The 24146-nt window shown below is 34.4% G+C and carries 21 protein-coding genes; 9 read left to right on the forward strand and 12 right to left on the reverse strand.

Annotation, left to right across the window (positions count from 1 at the left end; translation table 11 throughout):
* Nucleotides 1-21: 21 nt before the first annotated feature.
* The 6 genes from FNW52_RS00400 to FNW52_RS00425 form a co-directional block, all read right to left on the reverse strand.
* Complete coding sequence (locus FNW52_RS00400) at nt 22-1635, reverse strand: glycosyltransferase family 39 protein (protein ID WP_185965886.1); 1614 nt, start codon at nt 1633-1635, stop codon at nt 22-24.
* A 144-nt stretch (nt 1636-1779) separates the two neighbouring features.
* Entirely contained in the window at nt 1780-2157 is a 378-nt protein-coding gene (locus FNW52_RS00405) for a GtrA family protein (RefSeq protein ID WP_143375439.1), read from the reverse strand.
* Nucleotides 2144-2869 (reverse strand): phosphatase PAP2 family protein, encoded by a 726-nt coding sequence (locus tag FNW52_RS00410; RefSeq protein WP_143375440.1) that lies wholly within the window; start codon nt 2867-2869, stop codon nt 2144-2146. The genes FNW52_RS00405 and FNW52_RS00410 overlap by 14 nt, the downstream gene beginning before the upstream one ends.
* Nucleotides 2870-3010: 141 nt before the next feature.
* A complete protein-coding gene (locus FNW52_RS00415; protein ID WP_255515427.1) occupies nt 3011-3811 on the reverse strand; it encodes a hypothetical protein in 801 nt (266 codons plus the stop codon).
* 10 nt (nt 3812-3821) lie between these two features.
* On the reverse strand, nt 3822-5042 hold the full coding sequence (locus FNW52_RS00420; protein ID WP_143375441.1) for a type II toxin-antitoxin system HipA family toxin: 1221 nt from the start codon (nt 5040-5042) through the stop codon (nt 3822-3824).
* 2 nt (nt 5043-5044) lie between these two features.
* On the reverse strand, nt 5045-5317 hold the full coding sequence (locus FNW52_RS00425) for a helix-turn-helix domain-containing protein (protein ID WP_143375442.1): 273 nt from the start codon (nt 5315-5317) through the stop codon (nt 5045-5047).
* 489 nt (nt 5318-5806) lie between these two features.
* Here FNW52_RS00425 and FNW52_RS00430 point away from each other — a divergent pair, with 489 nt between their 5' ends.
* Entirely contained in the window at nt 5807-7207 is a 1401-nt protein-coding gene (locus FNW52_RS00430; protein WP_143375443.1) for an IS4 family transposase, read from the forward strand.
* Between the two features lie 81 nt (nt 7208-7288).
* On the opposite strand, the gene FNW52_RS00435 is transcribed toward FNW52_RS00430, so the two are convergent.
* Nucleotides 7289-8833 (reverse strand): ribonuclease E/G, encoded by a 1545-nt coding sequence (locus FNW52_RS00435; RefSeq protein WP_116761568.1) that lies wholly within the window; start codon nt 8831-8833, stop codon nt 7289-7291.
* Between the two features lie 391 nt (nt 8834-9224).
* The gene (locus FNW52_RS00440) at nt 9225-9515 is read right to left on the reverse strand and encodes an HU family DNA-binding protein (RefSeq protein WP_016989051.1); all 291 of its coding nucleotides are present in this window, start codon (nt 9513-9515) and stop codon (nt 9225-9227) included.
* Nucleotides 9516-9648: 133 nt separating this feature from the next.
* Here FNW52_RS00440 and mutY point away from each other — a divergent pair, with 133 nt between their 5' ends.
* From mutY to gldD, 5 genes are all read left to right on the forward strand, one after another.
* The gene (mutY, locus tag FNW52_RS00445) at nt 9649-10686 is read left to right on the forward strand and encodes an A/G-specific adenine glycosylase (protein ID WP_143375444.1); all 1038 of its coding nucleotides are present in this window, start codon (nt 9649-9651) and stop codon (nt 10684-10686) included.
* 559 nt (nt 10687-11245) lie between these two features.
* Entirely contained in the window at nt 11246-12436 is a 1191-nt protein-coding gene (locus tag FNW52_RS00450; protein WP_143375445.1) for a hypothetical protein, read from the forward strand.
* Between the two features lie 304 nt (nt 12437-12740).
* Entirely contained in the window at nt 12741-13181 is a 441-nt protein-coding gene (locus FNW52_RS00455) for a single-stranded DNA-binding protein (RefSeq protein ID WP_116761562.1), read from the forward strand.
* Between the two features lie 23 nt (nt 13182-13204).
* Nucleotides 13205-14500 (forward strand): gliding motility-associated protein GldE, encoded by a 1296-nt coding sequence (locus tag FNW52_RS00460; RefSeq protein WP_143375446.1) that lies wholly within the window; start codon nt 13205-13207, stop codon nt 14498-14500.
* A 7-nt stretch (nt 14501-14507) separates the two neighbouring features.
* Nucleotides 14508-15071 (forward strand): gliding motility lipoprotein GldD, encoded by a 564-nt coding sequence (gene gldD, locus FNW52_RS00465; protein WP_143375845.1) that lies wholly within the window; start codon nt 14508-14510, stop codon nt 15069-15071.
* A gap of 175 nt (nt 15072-15246) precedes the next feature.
* Here gldD and FNW52_RS00470 read toward each other — a convergent pair whose 3' ends face one another.
* Nucleotides 15247-15627 carry a heavy-metal-associated domain-containing protein gene (locus FNW52_RS00470; RefSeq protein ID WP_143375447.1) on the reverse strand — a complete coding sequence of 127 codons (381 nt, stop codon included), beginning with the start codon at nt 15625-15627 and terminating at the stop codon, nt 15247-15249.
* A 100-nt stretch (nt 15628-15727) separates the two neighbouring features.
* Between FNW52_RS00470 and FNW52_RS00475 the strand changes: the two genes are divergently transcribed.
* The gene (locus FNW52_RS00475) at nt 15728-16594 is read left to right on the forward strand and encodes a DMT family transporter (RefSeq protein WP_143375448.1); all 867 of its coding nucleotides are present in this window, start codon (nt 15728-15730) and stop codon (nt 16592-16594) included.
* A 372-nt stretch (nt 16595-16966) separates the two neighbouring features.
* On the opposite strand, the gene FNW52_RS00480 is transcribed toward FNW52_RS00475, so the two are convergent.
* Nucleotides 16967-19015 carry a pitrilysin family protein gene (locus FNW52_RS00480; protein WP_255515429.1) on the reverse strand — a complete coding sequence of 683 codons (2049 nt, stop codon included), beginning with the start codon at nt 19013-19015 and terminating at the stop codon, nt 16967-16969.
* A gap of 13 nt (nt 19016-19028) precedes the next feature.
* Nucleotides 19029-20354, reverse strand: a complete 1326-nt coding sequence (locus FNW52_RS00485) for a pitrilysin family protein (protein WP_143375449.1) — start codon at nt 20352-20354, stop codon at nt 19029-19031.
* A 263-nt stretch (nt 20355-20617) separates the two neighbouring features.
* Between FNW52_RS00485 and rplU the strand changes: the two genes are divergently transcribed.
* Nucleotides 20618-21046: a 50S ribosomal protein L21 gene (rplU, locus tag FNW52_RS00490; RefSeq protein ID WP_143375450.1), complete on the forward strand. Its 429-nt coding sequence runs from the start codon at nt 20618-20620 to the stop codon at nt 21044-21046.
* Between the two features lie 22 nt (nt 21047-21068).
* Entirely contained in the window at nt 21069-21329 is a 261-nt protein-coding gene (gene rpmA / locus FNW52_RS00495) for a 50S ribosomal protein L27 (RefSeq protein WP_143375451.1), read from the forward strand.
* A 427-nt stretch (nt 21330-21756) separates the two neighbouring features.
* Here rpmA and FNW52_RS00500 read toward each other — a convergent pair whose 3' ends face one another.
* A complete protein-coding gene (locus FNW52_RS00500; RefSeq protein WP_143375452.1) occupies nt 21757-24081 on the reverse strand; it encodes a patatin-like phospholipase family protein in 2325 nt (774 codons plus the stop codon).
* Nucleotides 24082-24146: the final 65 nt, after the last annotated feature.

Consider the following 24146-nt stretch of genomic DNA (forward strand, 5'->3'; position numbering starts at 1 on the left):
AGCGATGTGTAATCAAAAAAATTATTCTCCGCTATAATCTTGAAGTAAATAAACCAGCATATTTCGTGTTGGTTTTTTATTTCTAAATTGTTTTATGATAACTGGAGAATTAATTTTTTTAAAGCTCTTTTTGTACAGTTCTTTTGGGTCGCTAAAACTATTCGAAACAGTTATGAAATAAGCGTCATCTCCAATTTTAAGTTGTTTTCTGTAGGAGTTCAACCAAGCATAAGTGTGAATGTCTTCTAATTTGCCTAAAGCTATAAAGTCTAAACCCAAAGGTTGTGCAATATAATTGTCAATGTGTGCTCCCGGAAACCATTTGTTGTTTAGGATAAAAGTAGTTTTTGTTCTTCCTGATTGAATGTCATTATCACGTACTTTTTCAAACTCATTTTTATAGAATTCCCAATTGTACATATCAAGTGTAAAGTCTTTTTTGCCTAAAGATTTTTCATCCTTATTTCCAATGGTTCCGGGATAGAAATTTATAAGTATAATTCCCGAAAAGACTATTGTCGAAATTAATAGACAAGAGGAATATACTAGTTTTTTCAATAGAGAGTTAGTGTTTTTTTCTATTTCTTCCGAAAAAGTATTTAAATTTTGGTTGTCAGGAACCCACTTTTTTATCTCATCGGAAGAAAATTTTTCTTTGATGTGGGTTTCATTTGAAATGTAGCAAGAAGCAAGTATCAATAAAGTAACAAAAGCTGGGCCAGACCAATGAGGAAGCGTGTCTCTGTATATGGAAATAAAAAGTAATAACACAATTAGCGGTAAGCTTAACAAAAGCAGCAATCTCTTTACGGGTTTTGCCATGTCGATTTTGTTTTTCCAAGCAGCAATTAATGAGCAAACAATCAAAAAATAATTAATAGGATTGTTATAAAAAACACCTCCAAGAAACTCTCTAAAAAAGCTGGAAGGGTTAATTTCTTTCTTGATGGTGACTCTTTGGCTGTGATACGTATAGGTGATAAAATGGTTCTCGATGTTCCAAATTAAAATTGGAGATATAATGAGGACTGTGATTAGAACAGCTAAATAAAGAGAACCATTCCTTAATAAATCCCTTCTATAACATAAAATATACAATCCAAAACCAGCCCATAAAAACACACCGTGAATTTTACTCATAATGCACAATCCACTAAACAACCCAAATAAAAGGAGATTGTAGTTTTGTTTCTTGTGATTTGTTGTGTCCGAAACGATTTGTATTAAAAAATGAACGCTTATCAACCAAAAAAACAATTGAGGAGAATCAGGCAAAATGAAAACGCCAGCAATGATACTAGAATATAAAGAACCGGTATAAAGTAAGGAGGCGATTAAAGCCGCTTTTTCGTTTTTGATTCCTTTGCAGATGACATAAATTAAATAGGTATTAATGGCTCCAAAAATAATCGCACCCAAACGAACAAAAAGCGCATTGGTGAAAGAGAGATTAAAAGTTGTTAGCCGAATCAGTAAGGCTACCATTGGCGGATGGTCAAAGTAGTTCCATTGCAGATGCTGGGCATAAGTGAGGTAATACACTTCGTCATTGCCTAAACCAATAGTCGTCGCAACAAAACATCGTATTAAAGTAGCAATAACTATTATTAAAACTAATTTGTGTTTTTCTTTCATAGGTAGAGAATATTGTTTTTTTTGGATCCCAATAGCTATCGGGAGGAATCGCCAAATCTTCATAGGTGTTTATCTCATCGGTAAATATTTCATTTTGGTATTCGATGATTTTCAATTGCGACAAATACTGTCATGGCGATTTCATTATATTTTAAAGGTGTACAGTGAGTTTGCTGTAAAGTTCCAAAAGAAAACAATGACTGTTACGATGGCTTTGCAGACATAAAAATTGATTTTGGTGTTCTTTTGAAGTAAATAAAGAAAAGCGGTATTCAATAAAAAGCCGATAATAGAAATGATCAAAAAGCTTATAAATTGAGTAGCAAGATGGTTGTCATTATTGTGAAAAGTGAAATATTTATTCAAAAAATAGTTGTTCACTACGCCAAATAGGAACCCAAATGAGTTAGAAAGGTATTTATTGAGCCGTAATTTTTCTTTGCAAATCCATGTTATAGAGAAATCAATTACAAGACCAGAAAATCCGACCAATCCAAATTTAAAAAATTTAATAAGATCCATTTATATTTTGCTTGTTGAGGTTTTTGAAAAGAGTGACTTTTAAATGGTAGAATGCCGTGTGATTTTTAACAATTAATTTTTTGATCTTAAATGAATTTTTATTGTACCATAAAATAGTCAATGTACCAGATAAAATCCCAATAAAAGCTCCCGCCAAAACATCAATTAGGAAATGATGCGCTAAATAAATGCGTGAATACCCAATTGTCATGGCAAATAGGAGTGAGATAGCCCAAATGTGTCTTCTTCTAAAATAGTTTGTAACAATAGTTACCATCGCAAAAGCAGAGGCTGTATGACCTGAGGGGAAACTGTGAAATCCAATTCTGCAATTTGAAAAAGTATCTAAAAAATAAGTATAATGATGCGATTCAAAATACACACTTGGTCTTGGAGAAGCTATTAAATGTTTTAATATTTGAGAAAATATGCCTGAAATTAAAAATCCGATTAATAAAAGTAGCGCCAGTTTTCTTTGTTTTTTGAATGAAAGGATAATTATTGAAAATAGTAACAAAGTAAAAAGACCATCTCCACAGAAAGTGATGTTTTGAAAAATAACAGTTAACATCGCTGTATGATAGCTGTTCAAGAAGATAAAACCATCGGCTCTAGTGTAAATAGATAGAAAAAAGCCACAACCGACAATCAATAGTAAGCTGCTGATATAAAAAAAATTGTTTTTGTTTATTACTTCTAAAAGTGTCTTCATTTTTATAAAATTAGTAACCGTAAAAATAAACGGTTACTGTTTTTACTTATTGAAAACGAGATTATTAAAATCCGATGAAATCGTAAATATAATGTTATGAGTTTTTTTGAAGAATAGTGTTTTGGGGCTAAGCGATTTTGTCTAAAACCCAATTTTTAACTTTCCGTAAGCATTTTGTTTATTGGTAATTCGGAAGGTCAGTCCAAAAGTAAACCCTTTTAATTCAGGGATTTTATCGTTTGTTATAGGGTAAGAGTAACCAGCCCCAAGATCTATAAAGTTTAAAAACGTTAAACCTGCCATAGTGTAAATATTTCGGTTGGAGCCGCCAATTTTAATAAATCCAAAATTAGTAGTGTTGTACGAAAGATGTATATCGGGCAGTCCGAAATAGTTGTTGTCATAACTGCTTACCCCATATCCCAAGCCCAAAAAAAGTTTATTTCTGTCCTCGCAATCCAAACAAAATTCTAAACCACCTGTAAATTGACTTTTGACTGTTATGCTGTAATTGATGTAAAAAATGGGTTGCCAGTCAAGGAGTTTTGAAGTGTTTTTGTAATCGCTGTTGTAATTGTTGTTTTGCGTATTCAGAAGCATTCCGTTCTCGTCAAACCATTTGGATTTCCCCACTAATTCTTGCGCTTGTTGATCCTTGGAGTAGCCTTTAAATTGTAATTTATTGGTTTTTAGATAATAATCTTCAACGCTATAAAGGGAATCAATTCCGTTTATTGTGTAACCTACTGCCTCATTGGTTTTTACTTTTTTGGGTTGAATGCGATAATATACAGCCAATTCTTTTGGGCAATTTTTCCAATTAGAGTCGAAGTAAGTAAGGTTGGTTTGTGCAGATGAATAGGTGCAAAAGAAAATGAAGAAGAGTGTGTGAAAGATTAATTTATAGTTTTTTAGGTTCTTGTATAGTTTTTCTTTTTGCATTTGTTTTTTTTTAAATAGATAGATTGCTTTTTATTAACTGAATAGTGTTTTTTGAAACGCCAATATTAATAGCTAGATTTTCAAATTCAGCTATCGAATTCTTCACTTCATCAAAAATGGAAGGTGCGTTTTTTACGCCAAAATGAGTCGCTAATTTGTTCAGGTTTTCTGCTGTTGGATTATTGCTTTCTCCTGCGATTGTTGTGCTGTGCAGTCCGTATGAAGAATTGGAAAAAGTCAAATCGTATGCCGGTGCAAATTTCCATTCACCTTTTTCATTCATTAAAAAAGAGAAATTTTTGCTGTGGTCATCTCGATTGTGTGCAAAAACATTAAAAGCCGCGAGACGTAATATTTTAGAATAGGCATTGAAATTCTTTTCTAGTGTAAAAGCACAGTCCATAATATGTCCGTAATCCAGTGTACTCATTCTGAAATTATCGTGTAATAAACCTGCAACGGAATGCAGATGTAATTTTTTGTTTTTTATTCGGTCGAATCGTTTACTTCCAAAAAAATAATTTCCTTTTTGACTTTTAAACAATCGAAATTCATTCACTTCAATTCCGGCATTTTGTGCCATTTGATTATATATGAATTCGATTAAAGCAATCTCTGGCAGATCATTAGAGGATGGGAATTTTATGATCCAATGTTCGAATCCTTCTGGTAATTCTGATTTCCCGTAGCATAATTGATTGGTTTTTGGGTTGAAGCCAACTATTATTTTAGGTCTAGCACCTCCAGAAGAGCCGCCAAGTTGAAATAATTCTTCAATTATGTCATTTGAAGTACCGCTCCAAACAGTTTCTATTTCACTAGAAATTTGGTCTAAATTGATACTGTCTAAAGAGTAGTTTGAGTTTTCATGTTCGGGTTCGTATGAAATGGCTCCCATGCTGTTTTTGTCAATAAAGCATAGTCGATCCAATGGAGATATTTCACTATAATTGACTCCCATTGACAAAAGTTTTCGGTCTAGCAATAATTTCCCCCAACCATCTGGAATGGAATCTGAAAAAACACCAAAAAGCCCGTCAAAATGACCTTCTTTTGGGGTCAAAATAGCATTAGATAATTTCATTTTGAATGGAGAAATTTCTATTTCTTTTGCAATAAAATCTGGATGATATTTAAAGTAGATTTTGTTTTGGTTTTCAACCATTTCTCCAATTTCTATTTTTGAGCTGTCCAGATTTAAAAAAGCTTTTACTTTTTGAGTTTTTTTCATAATTAGTGACTAAATAGTTTTTCGACTACTTTTAAATCTTCATTTGTTTTAAAAACCAAATCAAAATCATCCAGTCTGTCAAATAAATGGGCAAGTTTTAATAGGGATTCTAATGAAATTTGTCCTGTTTGCTCAAATCGTTTGATGCTGCCCAAAGAAACTCCTGATTTGTTAGCAAGTTCTATTTGAGATGTTTTTTTGCTTTTCCGAAGTAATCGAAATTTTTCAGCTAATTCTATTTGAACTTGATTTGGAGTTTTGTTTAAACTGTACATTTTATTATAGCTAATATGTTAGTCAAATATACTTAAAAATAATAGTTTTAGCTAATATAATTGCTATTTGTACTGCAATGTCATTTCCTTAAGAATTTAATCGCCTCCAGTTTGTCATTTCGACGAAGGAGAAATCACATTACGTAATCTATATGTGATTTCTCCTTCGTCGAAATGACAAAAACAAAACTTAAGGAAACGACATTGATTTATATTGAGGTTTTCTTGAAAGTTAATGCCTGTTTTTTTAGGAAAGCCTATTTCAGCTCCAAAAGGGTTTTATTACGTCGCCGTAATCGATGAATTTTGGAACGAAATCCGAAGAAAAATTGAGATGCTAAAGGAATAGATAGCTGTTTTGAAAACGACAGCCGTAGCCCAGATAGCAGTGGAAATTCTTTGTTGTTTTTCTTTAAAACAACAAAGATTGTAACGTCCCGATAGCTATCCTATCGTGTGGACACAAATATATTTTCTATTTTTGCCTTTATGGTTTTAAGTAGAACATTTAAGAATTTACCTGACAAAAGGTTAATTGAGAGAGGAAATAAGATCTATCAAGATTTATTTCAAAAAAGCGTGCATTCTATCCGTCAATTTTCTTCATCAAGTGCCGAAGCTAAAGGAGCATATCGCTTTCTGCAAAATGATAGGGTTAGTGAAAATATGATTATAGAAAACTTGCAGATGAATTGCAAAATTGGCTGTAAGGGCAAGCATGTATTGTGTATTCAAGACACCTCAGAAATTAATTTAAAGAATCACCGTAATCGAATAAAACAAGACGGATCCATTGGAAGCACAAATTCAAGATCAGACACAGGGCTTGGATTTATGATTCACCCCTCTTTAGTGTTAGATGCAGAAATGGCTGTTCCGTACGGCTATTCTGCCATCAAGATTTGGAACAGACCAATGGAATTCAAAAACAAGCATGATCGGGAATATAACAAGCTTCCAATAGAAGACAAGGAGTCTTATAAATGGATAGAAGTATCACAAAAAACACAAGAATATCTAAAAGAAGAGGTTAAAAGTATGATTATCATACAAGATCGCGAAGGAGATATTTATGAGCAATTTGTAACGATACCAGATGAAAAGACTGATTTACTGATACGTGCAAAATCCAATAGAATACTGAATGACAAAACAAAAATGTTTTCGAGTATAGAATCTGTAGAACCGGCTGGAAGTTATGAAGTTAAAGTAGAAAGCTGTTTAAAAACAAAGCGAAAGAAACGCACAGCAAAATTAGAGGTTCGATACCGAGAAGTTGAATTAAAGCGTCCCCAAAGAGTCAATGCAAGTATCCCAAAAACCATAAAACTGTTTTTGGTTGAAGCCAAAGAAATAGGCTATATAGGGAAAGATGCTATTTGTTGGCGATTACTTACGACATTGCAGGTGGATAATTTACAAATGGCCATGAACTGTATCGAATGGTACAGTTGGAGATGGACAATTGAAGAGGTTTTTAAAATACTGAAAAAAGAAGGATTTGATATAGAATCGAGTGAATTAGAGTCAGGAGTCTCAATACGAAAACTCAGTTTAATGATAATGGAAGTGGTAATCAAACTGTTTTTGATGATAATTGCCTATGATGAGCCTGAATTGGAAATGGATGCAGGAATATGTTTTAATCAGCAGGAACAGGAATGTTTAGAATTGCAAATCAATAAATTAGAAGGCAAGACCGAGAAACTTAAAAATCCATACATAAAAAAGGATTTAAAAAGGTACGTGTGGTGCATTGCAAGAATGGGCGGATGGAAAGGATATGCCAAAGAAAGAAAACCAGGCATTACCACTTTATGGATTGGACTCAAAAGCTTCAAAGCTTTATTTGAGGGTTGGGAATTGCATAAAGATGTGTCCACACGATAGGATAGCTATCGGGAAGCTGGATTAGCTCCTTAAAAACAAGACACAAAAAAACCGCCAATCTCACGAAAGGCGGTTTTTGTTTTATTCTTTAATAACATTTCCTTTTTTATCATAGAAATGATATTCTAAATACGTGTAAGCGTCACGAGGTATGATTTTCACCCATTTTTTGTATTCAAAAAACCATTTTGAACGCAATGATGGAAAACCTTTACTGAGGTATGCAGCCACAAACGGATGTACATTAAGTACTACGTTTTTGTGGGTTTTTAAAACTCTTTCCAGATCGGAAGCAATTCTGTCAATGATTAAGATTGGCGCTTCAATTTCGCCATGCTCATTGTTAGGATCTTCTTCTCTAGTTTTAATGTTAACTTCTGGTCTTACGCGTTGTCTGGTAATTTGGACTAGCCCAAACTTACTCGGTGGTAAGATTTTGTGTTTCGCTTTATCATCGCTCATTTCTTCTCTCAAGAAGTCGAACAAAACTTTACGATTTTCTGGATTAGACATATCGATAAAATCAACTACGATTATCCCGCCCATATCACGAAGACGCAATTGTCTCGCTATTTCGGCGGCAGCAATCATATTCACTTCCATGGCTGTGTCCTCTTGGTTGGTAGCTTTATTAGAACGGTTTCCACTATTTACGTCTATAACGTGCAAAGCTTCAGTGTGTTCAATAATAAGATAAGCCCCTTTACTCATGGAGACTGTTTTTCCAAATGAAGTCTTGATTTGTCTCTCTATATTGTATTTCTCAAAAATAGGCGTATCATTTGACTGATAGAACTTAACAATTGATTGTTTGGATGGTGCAATTTCTTGCAAATAATCCTTTGTTTGGTTGTACAACTCTTCATCATCAATCTGAATACCACTAAAGGTGTCATTAAATACATCTCTTAATATCGAAGAAGCTCTGTTGAGCTCTCCTAATACCTTGGATGGATGATGAGCAGTTGGTAATTTTTTACACATTGCATTCCATCTGCTTAGCAGGTTCTGCAAATCTTTTTCTAATTCTTCTGTATTTTTGCCTTCGGCTACTGTGCGAACAATAACACCAAATCCTTTTGGTTTGATGGATTGTACGAGTCGTTTCAAACGTTCCTTTTCTTTTTTGTCTTCTATTTTTTGTGAAATAGAAACTCTATCAGAAAACGGAACCAAAACAATAAATCTTCCGGCTAGAGAAAGCTCAGCGCTAATTCTAGGGCCTTTGGTAGATATTGGTTCTTTGACGACTTGTACCAAAACAGATTGATTGGCGCTTATTACATCCGTAATAGTACCATCTTTATCTATTTCTTTTTCAAACTGAAAGTTTTTTAGGGAGAAATCTTTTATTTTACCTGCGCTTACAAGTTTTATGAATTTCAGCTGGGAAGCTAAGTTAGGACCTAAATCGTGATAATGTAAAAAGGCATCTTTTTCGAAGCCTACATTTACAAAAGCAGCATTAAGTCCAGCAACAGGTTTTCTTATTTTGGCAATAAAAATATCACCAACCTGAAAGTTGCTTTTCTCTTCTTCTTTGTGTAATTCAATTAGTTTTCCATCTTTTAATAAGGCAAAATCTACGAAATCAGAACTAGATCGAATGATTAATTCTTTATTCATTTGTAAATTTTTATCTGTATTTTTAGATAAAAGAGGATAGATAAAAGAGAATAGACTTTTGAAAATCTAAAATCTAAAATCTAAAATCTAAAATCTTATTTACAGATGGATTAAACAATAATTTAACAGGTATTGTACCCGGGAGGAATTTTAGACTGCAGATTTAAGAGTTTAGACCGCAGTTTTAGACTGTAATCTGAAAACTGAATTCTGCGTACTGATTTTCCAAATTTCAATGAACTTAAAAAAGAAAAAAGTAGTTTAAAACTACTTTTTCTTTTTGTGACGGTTAGCTCTCGCTCTTTTTTTACGTTTGTGCGTCGCTACCTTATGTCTCTTTCTTTTTTTACCACTTGGCATATCTTATAGATTTTATGATTAATTAATAGTGTTATTTTGCTTCGTTATTTATTTTTACTCCTTCTACAAAAACTTTTGCAGGTTTGAAAGCAGGAATGTTGTGTGCAGGAATTTTGATTGTGGTATTTTTCGAAATATTTCTTCCTGTTTTTTCAGCTCTTGTTTTTACAATAAAACTTCCAAAACCTCTTAAGTAAACATTATCACCAGTTTCTAGTGAGTTTTTTACTTCGTTCATAAAAGTCTCAACTGTTGCTTGAACATCACCTTTTTCAAGACCTAATTTTTCTGAAATTTTCGCTACGATATCTGCTTTCGTCATTTTCTTTCCTTTTTATTATGTTGTAATAATTTTTTTGAGGTTGCAAATATATGAATTTAAAAAACAATTAATCAACCTAATTCGTTAAAATTTAATTACATAAACAATTACTTTTGTTTTTTAATATTTTACAATGAATTTTTCTAATACGTTAAACAAGTGGTATTTACAAAACAAAAGGGATCTTCCTTGGCGAAATACGACCGATCCATATCCCATTTGGCTCTCCGAAATCATGCTGCAACAGACAAGAGTGGCGCAAGGAACGCCTTATTTTTTGTCTTTTACCACAGTTTTTCCAACTGTTTTTGACCTCGCAAACGCGAGCGAAGAGCAGGTTTTAAAACTTTGGCAAGGTCTAGGCTATTATTCTAGAGCTCGAAATTTACATAAAACGGCTCAAATCGTAGCTCACGAAATGGGAGGTGTTTTTCCTGATAATTACACCGACTTGCTAAAGCTAAAAGGTGTTGGCGAATACACTGCCGCCGCAATCGCCTCTTTCTCCTATAATGAATGCGTTCCTGTTGTAGACGGAAACGTATTTCGAGTGCTTTCTCGTTATTTTGATCTAGAAACCGATATTGCCCAAGCTTCGGCCAAAAAAGAATTTTCTGCTTTGGCTTTCGAGCTCATGCCAAAAGATAATCCCGCACAATTCAATCAAGCCATCATGGAGTTTGGTGCCCTGCAATGCGTTCCCAAAAGTCCCAATTGCTCAATTTGTGTGTTCAACAGCAGTTGCGCAGCTTTACAAAAAAACAAAGTCGATCAATTGCCCGTAAAATCCAAGAAGCTCAAAGTCAGAAATCGCTACTTTAATTATATAGTAGCCGAAGATGATTTGCAGAATACCATCATCCAAAAACGCACCGCCAAAGGAATTTGGCACAATCTGTACGAATTTCCATTAATCGAAACCGATACCGTCGAAGATTTTGATTGTATTTCAACGTATATTCAGAAGGATTTTTTTCAAGAAAACGAGATCGTAAGTCTATTAGAATACAATTCAGAAAGTATCATTCATAAACTCTCGCACCAACATTTGCACATCAAGTTTTGGAAAGCGAGTCTGAAAGGTGTCGTCGAAAATGGAATCAACCTAGAAACCGTCAAAACTTTCCCGTTTCCAATAGTGATTCATAATTTTATAGAAGAGAAATTGTAAAATCATTGGGTTTAAAATCATTCGGGGGTAACCCTATAAAACAACGGGGCCTACTTTTAGGAACGCATATTCGGCCCATTGTTTTATAGCGTCGGGCTATACGCGCTACTTCGGTAGCTAGCTTCTATCCCTTACCCAAGCCGTAAAACGAGATGTTTAGTGTTTTAAAAGAAATTATTTTTAAACAGCTTCCTGTTTTTTTCTTCGCAATATTGTCATTCCGACGAAGGAGGAATCTTCACAAGTAGCTCGACAATCATATTCAAGTATATAATTGAAAAAGTAAGTTGATAATCATTTTAATTTTAAGTAGTTTTTCTTCTCCAAAATGCGAAAAATCTTGCTGAGATTCCTCCTTCGTCGGAATGACAATATTGAGGAATATCTTTGGGTTAAAAATTAAGAGAGATATTTAATTATTTTGTTGTTCAATAATTATGTTTGTAGAATAGAATTGTCTCGTCCTATTCTATTGCAAACCCTAAGTCAATTAAATAGTATTGTTAAATAAAAACTAAACCGCTTTGATTGTTAAGTAGGATATTTCTATCTTTCAAACATGAAAAAAATCTTTACTTTGAAAAAAATTATCCTTCTATTAAGTCTGCATTGCGGATTGTTAACTTTTGCACAAACCAATCCTTTAATTGTCCCTGCAAATGTGGTTTTGCCAAAAGACACTTTGGTTGCCAAACAACTGGTAAAATCATTAAATGGCTTTTTGAGCCAAAAAGAAAGTCCCAACAAAGAGAACGTTTTTGTCTTAAAAGAAGACCTGCTGGAAACGTCAATCCTTCTTGACGAAATGAAAGGAATCGAGAAAATCGGAAAATACAAGGACAATAACTTCTATAAAGGCTATTTGACCAGTGTGGTGCAAGTCGACAAAACTAATTTTATTATACAGTTGTCATATATAGGTGTAAACGAAAACACGCCTATTTTGGCCGCTAGTTTCGAAATTTTGGCCAAGTATATGGATGATAAATTCTATTTCTTGTCGCCTTTGCAACGCAACACCCTTTCTTGGCAAACGAAAAAAATAGGAAATTGTACCTTTCATTATAAAAACACCCTAAACACAAAAGTCGCTACCGAGTATGTAAAGGATGTGGCTCTTTTTGATAAAAAACTAGAGGCTCCACAAGACAATATCGTTTGGTATGGCTGTAATGATTTACCAGACGTGCTGAAAACTATAGGTGTTTTGTATAAATTAGAATACAATGGTCGCTCCGTGAGTACCTTTAATGCCAATGAAAATAAAACGACTTTGTTGGTTAACGGTACTTATAATACGAGTTTCAATAGTTTTGATCCACACGATTTATGGCACGAACGAGCAAGAAATACCATTCCAAGAAATATGATCAATAAACCGGTTGATGAGGGATGCGCCTATCTTTATGGTGGAAGTTGGGGAATCAGTTGGCAACAAATCTTGAAAACATTCAAAGAAAAAGTAGCTTCCAATACCAAAATCGACTGGCTTGCTTTGTTGGATGGAAAGCAATTGAATTTTGGAGAAAGTATGGAAAAACATTTAATGGCGGATTATGTTGTAAATGCACTAATCGTCGAGAAAATCGAAAAAGAAAAAGGTTTTTCGGCGGTTAAAGAATTGCTTAGTTGTGGCAAATATGAGAAAGGGAATGAAAATTATTTTAAAGCACTAGAGAAATTAACGGGTATCAGCAAAGCTAACTTTAATGAAAGTGTTTGGGCGTTAATTAAAAAAAGCGGGAAGTAGTTTTGTTTTCTGTTTAATTTGTGTCTTTGTCTTGATGGTTCATTGCTATTAGGTTAAGGGCTTTATACTAGGGTTTTTCTGAATCTATCTCTCGCAAAGCCGCAAAGGCGCAAAGGAAACGATTGTGAATTTTGCGACTTTGCGGCTTTGCGAGATAAAATGGAGGTTAATGGCATTGTTCGATTGTTATCGAGATTGTGGCAAAAAGTAATTTAGTCTTGCTGTATAGATGCAATTATTTCTAGAAATCCAATAAAAATAGTTTTCAAAAAAAATGTACCTTTGATAGAAATACCACCAAATCATGAACGGAACATTAAATAAAGTAATGCTTATAGGTTATCTAGGCGATGATGTTAAAATGCATTATTTTGAAGGCGGAAACTGCATTGGAAGATTTCAATTGGCTACCAATGAAGTCTACGTCAATAAAACCACGAACGAAAAAATTACTTCTACCGAATGGCATAATCTCGTGGTGCGCAATAAAGCTGCCGAAATTTGCGAAAAATACCTTTCAAAAGGAGATAAAATTTACGTAGAAGGTCGTATCAAATCGAGACAATGGCAAGCCGAAGATGGCTCCACCAAACATACAATGGAAATTCAAGTAACCGAGTTTACGTTTTTGACAACAAAAAAAGATTCGGAAAACAATAAAATATCAGATTCTTCCGGAACCACAAAAAACACTAACTTTGACGCTCAGAATAAAGACTTGCCAATCAATGATTTGCCGTTTTAATTGTTTAACTAATTTATTATAATTTGGACCCAGAGCCCAGTTTAGAGATTACTTCATTTATAGATACCAATTTAGTCTTTGGTTTTATCGGGATATTTATTTTGTTGTTTTGTTCAGCAATAGTTTCCGGTGCCGAAGTGGCCTTGTTTTCTTTGTCACAAAAGGATATTGATGAAACAATTCAGGATAATGCTTCAAAAGGAAAAATCATTTCTCAGCTTTTGGAAAAACCTAAAAAGTTATTGGCGACACTACTTGTAGCCAATAATTTTATCAATATAGGTGTTGTGATTTTATTCTCTTTTGTTGGAAAAGATTTGTTTGCTGCCATTACATCCCCAGTTTTAAAATTTACTACCGAAGTAATTTTGGTTACTTTTCTATTGTTGCTTTTTGGCGAAGTATTGCCAAAAGTATATGCCAGTAGGAACAATGTGAAATTTGTTAAATTGATTGCTTATCCAATTTCTGGATTAGACAAAATACTATCTCCGGTTAGTTTGCCTATGCGTTCTGCAACTATTTATTTGCAAAATAAATTAGGAAAACAAAAAACGAATTTTTCTGTAGATCAATTATCACAAGCTTTAGAATTAACGGCGACAGGTGAAACATCTACAGAGGAGCAAAAAATTCTGGAAGGAATTGTCTCTTTTGGAAATACGGATACCAAGCAAGTAATGAGCCCAAGAATAGATATTTTTGCTTTAGAAATAACAGAAACATTTGAGGCTATTTGTTCCAAGATAATTGAAAAAGGGTTTTCTAGAATTCCAGTTTACCGAGACAATATCGACCAAATAGAAGGTGTTTTATTTGTCAAAGATTTGTTGCCGTATATTAACAACGCCGAATTTGATTGGACAACCTTAATACGGGAGCCTTTCTTTGTTCCTGAAAACAAAAAACTGGATAATTTGCTCAAGGATTTTCAAAGCATGAAAAGCCATTTGGCGATAGTGGTTGATGAATACGGAGGGACTTCGGGATTGGTTTCGCTGGAAGATGTTATCGAAGAAATTGTGGGGGATATCAGCGATGAGTTTGATGACGAGCCTGTTAATTATTCTCAAATTGACGATAAAAATTATATTTTTGAAGGGAAAATAAATCTTAAGGATTTCTACAGGATTATTGAAGTTGATGAAGATTTATTCGAAAATAATAAAGGTGAAGCTGAGACGTTAGCTGGATTTATTCTCGAAATTTTGGGTAATTTCCCTAAGAAAGGACAAAAAATAACTTTTGAAAACTGCGTATTCATCATTGAATCTGTAGATCAAAAACGAGTCAAACAAATTAAAGTAACGATTGAATAAAATGAAAATGCTTAAAAAAACGACTACTATAGTTATACTTTTCACATTTTTCTTTGCCGTATTTGGATGTAAGGATGATGTTTTACCAAAGCCGTCCAGTTATTTACGTCTGGATTATCCAGAAGCCGAATATGTAGGTTTTAAAGGGAATTGTCCTTTTGCTTTTGAAATGAATTCGAAAGCAGTGATCAAAGCAGATAAGAATTGCGGATATTCGATTACCTATCCCAAAATGAAAGCGACTATTTATCTAACCTATAAACCAGTAAATAACAATATCAAAAAATTACTTAGAGATGCTCAGAAATTAACGTATGAGCATGTTATAAAAGCCGATGATATTCTGGAACAACCTTTTATAAACACCAATAATAAAGTGTACGGGATGTTTTATCAAGTAGATGGAAATGCAGCTACGAACTCTCAGTTTTATGTTACGGATAGTATCAAGCATTTTGTAACCGCCTCGGTTTATTTTTATGCTAAACCCAATTTTGATTCCATTATGCCAGCGGCAAGTTATATCAAAAATGATATGCAGCGATTGATGGAAACCATGAAGTGGAAGTAATGTGAAAAATGCTCGCCCGTATCTAGCAGCCGAAATAGCACACCGATTATACGGATCAAACGGATTAGTACGGATTTTAGATACGATTGTAAATATTGATTCGTTCTGAGATAGTAATAATAAAAAAAGCATTCGCCAACGACGAATGCTTTTTTTGTATAGAAAATCGCATAGTTTACGATTTCATATTCGAAACTTTGTATGTTTTTCCGTCTCCGGTAGCTTGAACTACTTTAGTTAAGCTTTCTGGGGTTTGAACAGTTTTGTCAAAAGTTACGGTAGCCATTTTTTTATCAAAGTCTACTTTCGCAGTTTGTACTCCGTCAAGGTCTGTTAATTCTTCTTGAATGGTTTTGGCACAACCGATAGCACAAGTCATTCCTTCTACAGTAAAACTAGCGGTTTGCAGATTGGCGGCAGCGATTTCTTTTTTAACTTTTGGAGCTGCAGTTTCTGTTGAGGCAGTTTCTGTTTTTGATGCTGCTTTGTTGTCTTTACAGCTTGTAAAAAGTAAGCTCGAAAGTGCTATAATTGCGATTGATTTTGTAAAATTCATTATAATAAGTTTTTAAGTTTCTGATATTGTGTTGCAAAATTAATAAAAAAAGGGGCTGTAGTTTCTAAATTTAGTACAATTTTGCATCAAAATAGTGTTTATGATGTCAAAGCAGTTGAAATGGGTTTATTTAACGGTGCTTGCCTTAATTTGGGGGAGTTCGTTTATATTGATAAAAAAAGGTTTAATAGGGTTGACCGCATATCAGTTGGGGTCTTTGCGAATTATTTTTGCGGCTCTTTTTCTGCTTTTAATTGGGTTTAAGAGTTTGATTAAAATCCCACGCCATCAATGGAAATATGTTGCATTGACTTCGGTATTTGGAACTTTTGTTCCAGCTTATCTTTTTGCTATTGCCGAAACCGAAATTGATAGCTCCATTACAGCAATTCTCAATTCCCTGACACCACTGAATACTTTGATTTTGGGTGCTGCTTTTTTTGGAATTACTTTTAGAAGAAGTCAGATTTGGGGTGTGATCATTGGGCTTTTGGGTAGCATGCTTTTGGTTTTTAATGGAGCGGTGAACCATCCGGAACAAAACTATTATTATGCGATTCTAGTGCTAATTGCTTCTATTTGTTATGCGATAAATGTAAATCTGATAAAAAGATTTCTGCCGGATTTAAATGCGTTGAGCATTACCACAGGGAATTTTGCGGTATTGCTAGTGCCTGCGTCTTTAATTTTGTTTTTCACAGGTTTTTTTGATGTGATTCATGTTGCAGAAGTGCAACATTCCCTTTTGTTTATACTGGTTTTAGGGGTTGTAGGTACCGGAATTGCGAATATTATTTTCTTTAAGCTGATTCAGATTTCATCGCCTGTTTTTGCGACTTCGGTTACGTATTTAATTCCTGTTGTCGCTTTCTTTTGGGGGCTGTTGGACAATGAAATGCTAACGTTTGTCCAGTTTATTGGTGCTTTTGTTATTTTGATTGGGGTTTATTTATCGGCAAAGAAGTAGGTTCCTAAATTTTAGATTGAAGATTTTAGATTGGATGCACGACAAAAACCTTCTTTAAAAAACACACAATCAAATTTGATTAAGAAATAATTATTTGTAAGATAAATTAACGAATCAAATCTGCATAAGCTGCGTGCCGATTTTTCATGTAGATTTAGCAGATTTAATCAAATTTGTAAAAAAAAAACAAAAAATGCAATTTGTCGTGCACTCTTTTAGATTTAGTGTTGGTAAATAAATAAGATTGTCTATTTTAGGGTGGGTGTCATATCTGAAATCAAAAATCGTTAATCAAAAATCAGCAATCATATTAATCTAAAAAAAAAAAGACTGCCGATTAAGACAGTCTTTGTGATATAAGGAAAGTTTCGATTATTGAAAATCAGTATCTTTTACTCCTTCGTTGATTGTGATTTCAGACATTTTGATGTCCAATTCTATACCTACATTTTGTATGATAGTAAATGGCACTTTTACGCTTTTTACTTCTTTGTAATCGGCAAAATTAGTGGTTACTGTCATCGTTTGTCCGCCTTGTTCTACGGTTTTTGACTCGGCTAGTTTTAGCCCAGTTTTGGTGTCGTAGAAATAGGTGTTTTTCCCGTTTTTGATCGCGAAAGTATCGTTTCCGTTTATGGTTTCGATTCGGTCAATGGTAAGGGCTGGGTTTTTTAATAAAAGTAGCTCTTCAAATGGAGTTGCAGAAGCTTTCATTTCGGCCAATTCAGCTCCGGTAAAGTCCTTGCGTTGTCCTTGTTGTACGGCATAAGCTCCTTTTTGGTTGATTACTTGTTTCATCATGCTCATGGCTCCCATGGCGATTTCTACCATTGAATTTCCTTTGGAGTCCATTTTTGAAGTGTATGTTAATGGAGCTGGAGCTTGTGGGATAGTTGTTGATCCTGTCATGGCTATAGATTTCACAGCCGAAACTGCTTTTTCTCCACCAATTGCTTTGATGTAGTTTTCGAATACATTTTTGGCAGTGATTCCCGCTGGGATTTCTTTTTTCAATACTGGTTTTTCTACAGGAGTTCCGTATTTGTCAAAATAGAACATCGGGATTTTTAGACTTTCTAATCCTGGTGCAATCTCAGATCCTTTACCTGCTATTACAATTCGGATATTGTCTATCAAGAAATATTTGTTGGCAACACGCAATATGTCATCAGTAGTTACGGCGTTGATGGTTTGAATGTATTTCTCGTAAAAATCAGCTGGAAGTTTTTCGGTTTCTATGTTTAATGCATAGCGAGCTACGGTTTGTGGTTTTTCTACTTGCATTACAAATCTTCCGATGTAACCCGCTTTTACGGTTTTAAGTACTTCGTCAGTTACTTTTTCGGTACGAATTCTTTTTATTTCTTTAACGAATTCTACCACGGCACTATCAGTAACGGCATTTCTGACGGCAGATTTAGCGAAGAATTTAGTGGTGTATTTTCCAGCTCCTACGCCTGATCTTGCGCCATACGTCCAAGCGTGTTTTTCACGTAAATTCATGTTCAAATAACTGTTAAAATCTCCTCCAAGGATTTGATTGGCAATTACTGCTGGGAAAAAATCGGGGTCTCCCATTTTTAAATCGACGGTATTCACCAATGTGATTTCAGACTGAACCGCATTGGGTACATCTACTAAGTTAATTTGAAGATTCGAAACGTTTGCGGGAGCGTCATACGATGTTTTTGGAGCGTTTTTTTTCTCCCAAGTACCAAATAGTTTTTCTACAGCTACTTTTACATTGTTGTATTTAATGTCACCTATAATTACTAGATAAGCATTTTCTGGAACGAAGTAGTTTTTGTAATTGGTTTCTACATCGGCAAGGGTTGTGTTGTTTAGTGTTGCCTCAGTCATATACTCCCCAGAAGGATGGTTTTTGCCATAAGCCAAAACATCTACCACGCGAGTAGCAATAACGGGAACGCTTTTCTCTTCCGCTTTCATTCCTTCGGTTAATTTGGCTTTTTCTTTGTCAAATTCTTCTTGAGTGAAATTAGGGTTTAAAGCTCCTTCGGCCATCAATTCTAAAATTCTTCCGCTGTATTTAGAAAGTGAATTTGCAGTAGCTCCATGTGAACTAAAATTGATTTCGGCTCCTAGAAAGTCGATTTCTTCATTGAAAGCTACTTTTGTTGTTTTTTTGCTACCATTACCAATTAAGTTACTGGTTAGCTGATCTACTCCTTTTTTGTTTCCTTCAGCAAATGGTGCGTTGTCTAAGGTTAGGTTAAAGGATACTCTTGGTAATTTATGATTTTCTACGACTAATACTTTCATACCATTTGCCAAAACAAAAGTTTGTGGTTTTTTGATATTTATTACGGGTGGTTTACCGGGTTTGGGTTGCGTACGATCTTGTGCTTGCATGATTCCTGTTAACAATAAAAGGATGAATACTAAAGTTGTTTTTTTCATGATATCGGTTTATTTAGTTAAGAGGTTTTGCTTTGGCCGGGATATAATCTAAAAGTAAACGTTGATTTGTATTTAGGTATTTTTTAGCCACTTCTCTTATTTCTTCACGAGTAATAGAATGGTACAGTTCGATTTCTGTATTGATTAGATTTACATCTTTGTACAATAGATAAAATGAAGCAAGGTTATTGGCAATTCCTTCTATAGTGGAGTTGGTGTCTACAAAGCTATTATCAAACTTGTTTTGTAGTTTTTGATAATCGTTTTCAGAAATCAAATCGGTTTGGATTTTTACAATTTCTTCGTCGATTTCTTTTAGGATGTCTGTCGTAGTGAAAGTTCCCATTGGCAAACCATATAATATGTACATGCCGTAATCTTCTTGACTAAAACCTACCGCCCCAACTTGCAAAGCCATTTTTTTCTCATCAACTACTTTTTTGTATAATTTAGAACTTTTTCCATCACTTAAATACGAAGAGATTAAATCTAATACTCTTGCGTCTCTAGTTTTCATCGAAGGAGTACGATAAGAAGCTACCAACATTGGAATTTGAATGTTAGGATCCTCGTAGGTTGCTTTGATGGTTTGAGTAATAGGTTCTTCTAAGTAGGTTTTTTTAGGAACAACTTCTCCTTTGGCAATAGGTCCAAAGTATTTTTGAATCCATTCTTTGGCTTGCTTCTTTTCAAAATCACCTGCAACGACTAAAACGGCATTATTAGGTAAGTAGAATTTTTTGTTGAAGGCTTGGAATTCTTCAAGAGTAGCGGCGTCCAAATCTTTCATAGCGCCAATGGTTGTCCATCGGTATGGGTGGTTTTTGAACATGTTTTCTTTTACCGCGGTAAGGATGTTTCCGTAAGGTCTATTGTCGTAGCTGGTTCTTTTTTCTTCTTTTACGACTTCGTTTTGGGTATCAACTCCAATTTTGTTGATTATTGGGTGCATTAATCTTTCGGATTCCATCCAAAGTCCCAATTCTAAATTGTTTGATGGGAATATTTCGTAATAATACGTTCTGTCATCAGTAGTATTGGCATTATTAGTCCCTCCATTTGAAGTGACAATCTTAAACCATTCGCCTCTTTTGATGTTTTCGGTTCCTTCAAACAATAAATGTTCAAAAAAGTGAGCAAAACCAGTACGATCCGGATTTTCGTCTTTGGCACCTACATGATACATAACAGAGGTAATCACGACGGGAGCAGAAGCATCATGATGCAAAATAACGTGCATACCGTTATCTAAATCGTATTCTTCGAAAGCTACTTTTTGGGCCGAAGCTACTCCGCCTAGCATTAAAGCTGCACTTAACATCATTATTGATTTTTTCATAGAGATTAATAATTTTATTTTCTATTAGTAATAGAAAACAGATTGTTGTTACGTCAAAAATACCTTTTTTCATGGTTTTGGCGTAAGTAAATTCTACTTTTGTTGTTTTTTAATACTTTATTGTGAAATAGATGAATTGATGTGTCTGAAAATACGCTGTTTAGAGTTGGAAATTAATGTAATTATTTTTTTTTGCTAAAGGATTGCGAGGTAAATATTTAATTGTATATTTGCAACCTTAAAAATTATTAAAACAATTCAGTATGTATGCAATCGTAGAGATAGCAGGGCAACAGTTTAAAGTAAGCAAAGACCTAAAGGTTTACGTTAATCGTTTGACAAATGAAGAAGGATCAAAAGTTTCTTTTGATAAAGTTTATTTGGTAGATGATAACGGTTCAATCTCAATAGGCGCCCCAGCTATAGAAGGTGCTTCAGTAGAAGCTAAAGTGTTACAACACTTAAAAGGAGATAAAGTTATCATTTTCAAAAAGAAAAGAAGAAAAGGATACAAAAAGAGAAATGGTCACAGACAATATCTTACTCAAATTGTAATTGAAGGTATTACTGTAGGTGGAACAGCTAAAAAAGCAGCTCCAAAAAAAGCAGCCGTTGAAGCAACTACAGAAGAAGCAGTAGCTCCTAAAGTAAAAAAAGCTCCAAAAGCTAAAAAAGAAGATACACAAGAATAATAACAAAATAAACTAATACGTCATGGCTCACAAGAAAGGTGTCGGTAGTTCTAAGAATGGTAGAGAATCAGAATCAAAACGTTTAGGCGTTAAGATTTTTGGTGGTCAAGCTGCTATTGCTGGGAACATCATCGTAAGACAAAGAGGTTCAAAACATAATCCAGGTGCAAATGTTTACATTAGTAAAGATCATACTTTACATGCAAGAGTTGATGGTGTTGTTTTCTTCCAAAAGAAAAAAGATAATAAATCTTATGTTTCTATACTTCCATTCGAAGCATAATCATACAGATTTTATATTATTACAAAACCCGTTTCGAAAGAAACGGGTTTTTTGTTTTTGACATTGTTTTGTTATACAGATTTGCATATATGCAAATCAATGTGGTTTCCTTAAGAATTTAATCACCTCCAGTTTGTCATTTCGACGAAGGAGAAATCACATTGCGTAATCGATATGTGATTTCTCCTTCGTCGAAATGACAAAAACAAACCTTAAGGAAGCGACATTGACACACAAAACTGTATATAGTATCGTGAATAATAGGCAGTAAAACAGTATAGGTAGTTTGGAAAAAAAAATCAATTTCTTCTGTTTTGGGTTTAGAATTAATAATAAGGTAGATTCTAATATGTTTTAAATAAAAAAAACTGCCTCGAAATTGTATTTCCGAGGCAGTTGTAATAGGTGGTTATGGTAAGTTATATGTTTAATTAGATGGATTGAATGAAAATCCAACGCTAAAAAATAATCTCACGTTATCGATATTGTTGATCCATGAAGTGTCAAAATGAATAGGGCCTAAAATAGATTGATAAGAGATAGCTGCTCCTCCTGAAAATAAAAGACTGGTTTCTTTGCCGCGGTCCCAATTTCCTTTAGGAGAAAAAGCGTCGCCTATGTATTCGTTAAAATTAGCAAAGCCAACGGATGCGATATTGAAATGTGGCGTTAAATAGAGTTTACCCATTGGATTAATTTGTGCTCCAAGTTTGATTGCCATAAATTGTGAGACGTTGAGTTCGTCTTCGTTTAAACCAGGAAATGAAAAGCGGTTATTGCCGGAAGTAGGGATAATGCCTCCAAGAAAATATTTTGCTGCATAGCCATAACCAGAAAAAGAAACGTTATTATCTTTGAGTTTGTCTTCAAAAATAAAGTTGGCGTCAAAGCCCATTATGCAGGTAACTTTCTTCTTTAGCTGCAATCTTTTTTCAAGTCCGAATCCTAGTTTAGTGAAGCCATTTGTTGGACCCGAGAAATCGGTTAAATTTACATCCGTAAAGGCTATGTTAACGTCGCTCAATAGTGAACGGTTTATATTTGCTTTTAAAATAGTTCCGTTTGTAGCAAAGAAAACTTTGTCCATGTCATTGTAGGAGTAGTGGGCATTTACTTCGATATCTTCAAAATTATAGTTTTTGAGTAGTAGTACATTAGGATTTAAATTGGGGTCGTTTTTGGGTTTTACCTCAGTGTAATTGTAGTTTAGCCCTAGTCCTGCGTAGCTTTTTAAGGAATTCAAATTTCGGTTTGCCTCATTGTTGAATTCGAAAGCGTTGTAAAGCATATTGTCTGCTGATTTCCCATCTATGAAAATTTCCTGATTTAGGAATGCGCCATAGGCTTCAGACCCCCACCACCAGTCTTTGTTCTTGCCGAAATTTTTCTGAAAATCTATTCTGGCTCTTGGTTGTTCTGCAATATCGGCAGTAACGACTAGGCGGGAAGATTGAGCAAGAATGTTTCTGGCGGTGTAATTAAGAATTAATCCAACACCTCTGTAAGAATCATAATGCAGCGATGCATTGAGTTGGTTTTTAGAATACTCAAATCCGTTTAAAACTAGCCCCAATTTATCTCCATCTTTTATGAAATAGCTGTACGTAATTTGATTAAAAAGATTGGTGCCCATGGCTCTATTGATGCCTTCTATTAAGTCGCTAGTGGTGTATTTTGTATGCGTTTTGATATTAGTTCGGGCAATTACAAGCGGGATGTTTTCGGTACTGATGTTTTTGTAAACAATAGTGTCTACGGTAAATTCGTTGGAAATCTTTGGTAGTTCGTGAGTTCTTTGTTTGTATCCTTTTAATTTTTCGGCTAGTGCTGCTAAAGCATTTAGGTTAAGTGTTGTCGCAATTTTACCGTCTTTGTAAATTTCGTTGCTTTCTGCAAAATCGGCGGTAGAAAATCTCAAGTTTGGTAGATGATCTACTAATATAGTGCAGCGTTTTCGGTTCTCTGGATCTTTTATATTGCTTGGAAACATGCTGGTTTGCATCAATACGGTCACAAAACTATCTAGTTTGTCTTTGGGTTCCATTCCTCCTCCAACATCACTGCCAATTATGATGTCGGCACCCATTTGTTTAGCAATATCAGTTGGGAAATTATTCATTACACCTCCATCTACCAAGATTGTCTCTTCGTAAGGCATGGGCTTGAAAACTGCGGGTAAAGACATACTGGCTCTCATGGCAAAGGCTAAACTTCCTTTGCTTAGTATAATTTCTTTTCCGTTTACTAAATCTGTTGCCATTGCTCTGAATGGTATCGATAGGTCGTCAAAATCTTTGACATTGTAGACAGGGAAGGTTAGTTCTGAAAGGTATTCTCTTAAATTTTGATCGCTTAATAGCGAGCTGACACTTGTTGGTTTTCCGTCTTTTATGCCAATTCCGACTAAATATCTTTGAAACTCACTTTTTTCTTCGGCGCTTACATTTTTCAAAGACATACTTCCTCCCAGAAGTTTGTCCCAATCTATGTTTTTGGTTATTTTTTCGATGCTGTCTCCGGAATATCCCATGGCATACAAACCGCCAATAACACTTCCCATACTGTTTCCAACGATAAGATCGGGAACAATGTGTAAGGAATCTAATGCTTGCAAAAGTGGAATGTGTGCAACTCCTTTGGCTCCTCCACCACTCAAAACCAAAACTACCTTAGGTTTTTTTTCTTGCGCAAAAATTATTTGTGGGAGGATTAATAAAAACAATAAGACGAATAAATAGGATGTTTTTTTCAATGTCGTATAATTTGATAATGTTCAGAGATAGAGCTGTTTTGTTTCTTGAAAAATAGTCGACTGAT

Source organism: Flavobacterium sp. ZT3R18, from assembly GCF_007097385.1.
Lineage (GTDB): Bacteria > Bacteroidota > Bacteroidia > Flavobacteriales > Flavobacteriaceae > Flavobacterium.

Excerpts from the sequence above, each read along its gene's own strand:
- FNW52_RS00400 (WP_185965886.1), bottom strand. The coding sequence starts at position 1,635 with ATGAAAGAAAAACACAAATTAGTTTTAATAATAGTTATTGCTACTTTA.
- FNW52_RS00405 (WP_143375439.1), bottom strand. The coding sequence starts at position 2,157 with ATGGATCTTATTAAATTTTTTAAATTTGGATTGGTCGGATTTTCTGGT.
- FNW52_RS00410 (WP_143375440.1), bottom strand. The coding sequence starts at position 2,869 with ATGAAGACACTTTTAGAAGTAATAAACAAAAACAATTTTTTTTATATC.
- FNW52_RS00415 (WP_255515427.1), bottom strand. The coding sequence starts at position 3,811 with ATGCAAAAAGAAAAACTATACAAGAACCTAAAAAACTATAAATTAATC.
- FNW52_RS00420 (WP_143375441.1), bottom strand. The coding sequence starts at position 5,042 with ATGAAAAAAACTCAAAAAGTAAAAGCTTTTTTAAATCTGGACAGCTCA.
- FNW52_RS00425 (WP_143375442.1), bottom strand. The coding sequence starts at position 5,317 with ATGTACAGTTTAAACAAAACTCCAAATCAAGTTCAAATAGAATTAGCT.
- FNW52_RS00430 (WP_143375443.1), top strand. The coding sequence starts at position 5,807 with ATGGTTTTAAGTAGAACATTTAAGAATTTACCTGACAAAAGGTTAATT.
- FNW52_RS00435 (WP_116761568.1), bottom strand. The coding sequence starts at position 8,833 with ATGAATAAAGAATTAATCATTCGATCTAGTTCTGATTTCGTAGATTTT.
- FNW52_RS00440 (WP_016989051.1), bottom strand. The coding sequence starts at position 9,515 with ATGACGAAAGCAGATATCGTAGCGAAAATTTCAGAAAAATTAGGTCTT.
- mutY (WP_143375444.1), top strand. The coding sequence starts at position 9,649 with ATGAATTTTTCTAATACGTTAAACAAGTGGTATTTACAAAACAAAAGG.
- FNW52_RS00450 (WP_143375445.1), top strand. The coding sequence starts at position 11,246 with ATGAAAAAAATCTTTACTTTGAAAAAAATTATCCTTCTATTAAGTCTG.
- FNW52_RS00455 (WP_116761562.1), top strand. The coding sequence starts at position 12,741 with ATGAACGGAACATTAAATAAAGTAATGCTTATAGGTTATCTAGGCGAT.
- gldD (WP_143375845.1), top strand. The coding sequence starts at position 14,508 with ATGCTTAAAAAAACGACTACTATAGTTATACTTTTCACATTTTTCTTT.
- FNW52_RS00470 (WP_143375447.1), bottom strand. The coding sequence starts at position 15,627 with ATGAATTTTACAAAATCAATCGCAATTATAGCACTTTCGAGCTTACTT.
- FNW52_RS00475 (WP_143375448.1), top strand. The coding sequence starts at position 15,728 with ATGATGTCAAAGCAGTTGAAATGGGTTTATTTAACGGTGCTTGCCTTA.
- FNW52_RS00480 (WP_255515429.1), bottom strand. The coding sequence starts at position 19,015 with ATGAAAAAAACAACTTTAGTATTCATCCTTTTATTGTTAACAGGAATC.
- FNW52_RS00485 (WP_143375449.1), bottom strand. The coding sequence starts at position 20,354 with ATGAAAAAATCAATAATGATGTTAAGTGCAGCTTTAATGCTAGGCGGA.
- rplU (WP_143375450.1), top strand. The coding sequence starts at position 20,618 with ATGTATGCAATCGTAGAGATAGCAGGGCAACAGTTTAAAGTAAGCAAA.
- rpmA (WP_143375451.1), top strand. The coding sequence starts at position 21,069 with ATGGCTCACAAGAAAGGTGTCGGTAGTTCTAAGAATGGTAGAGAATCA.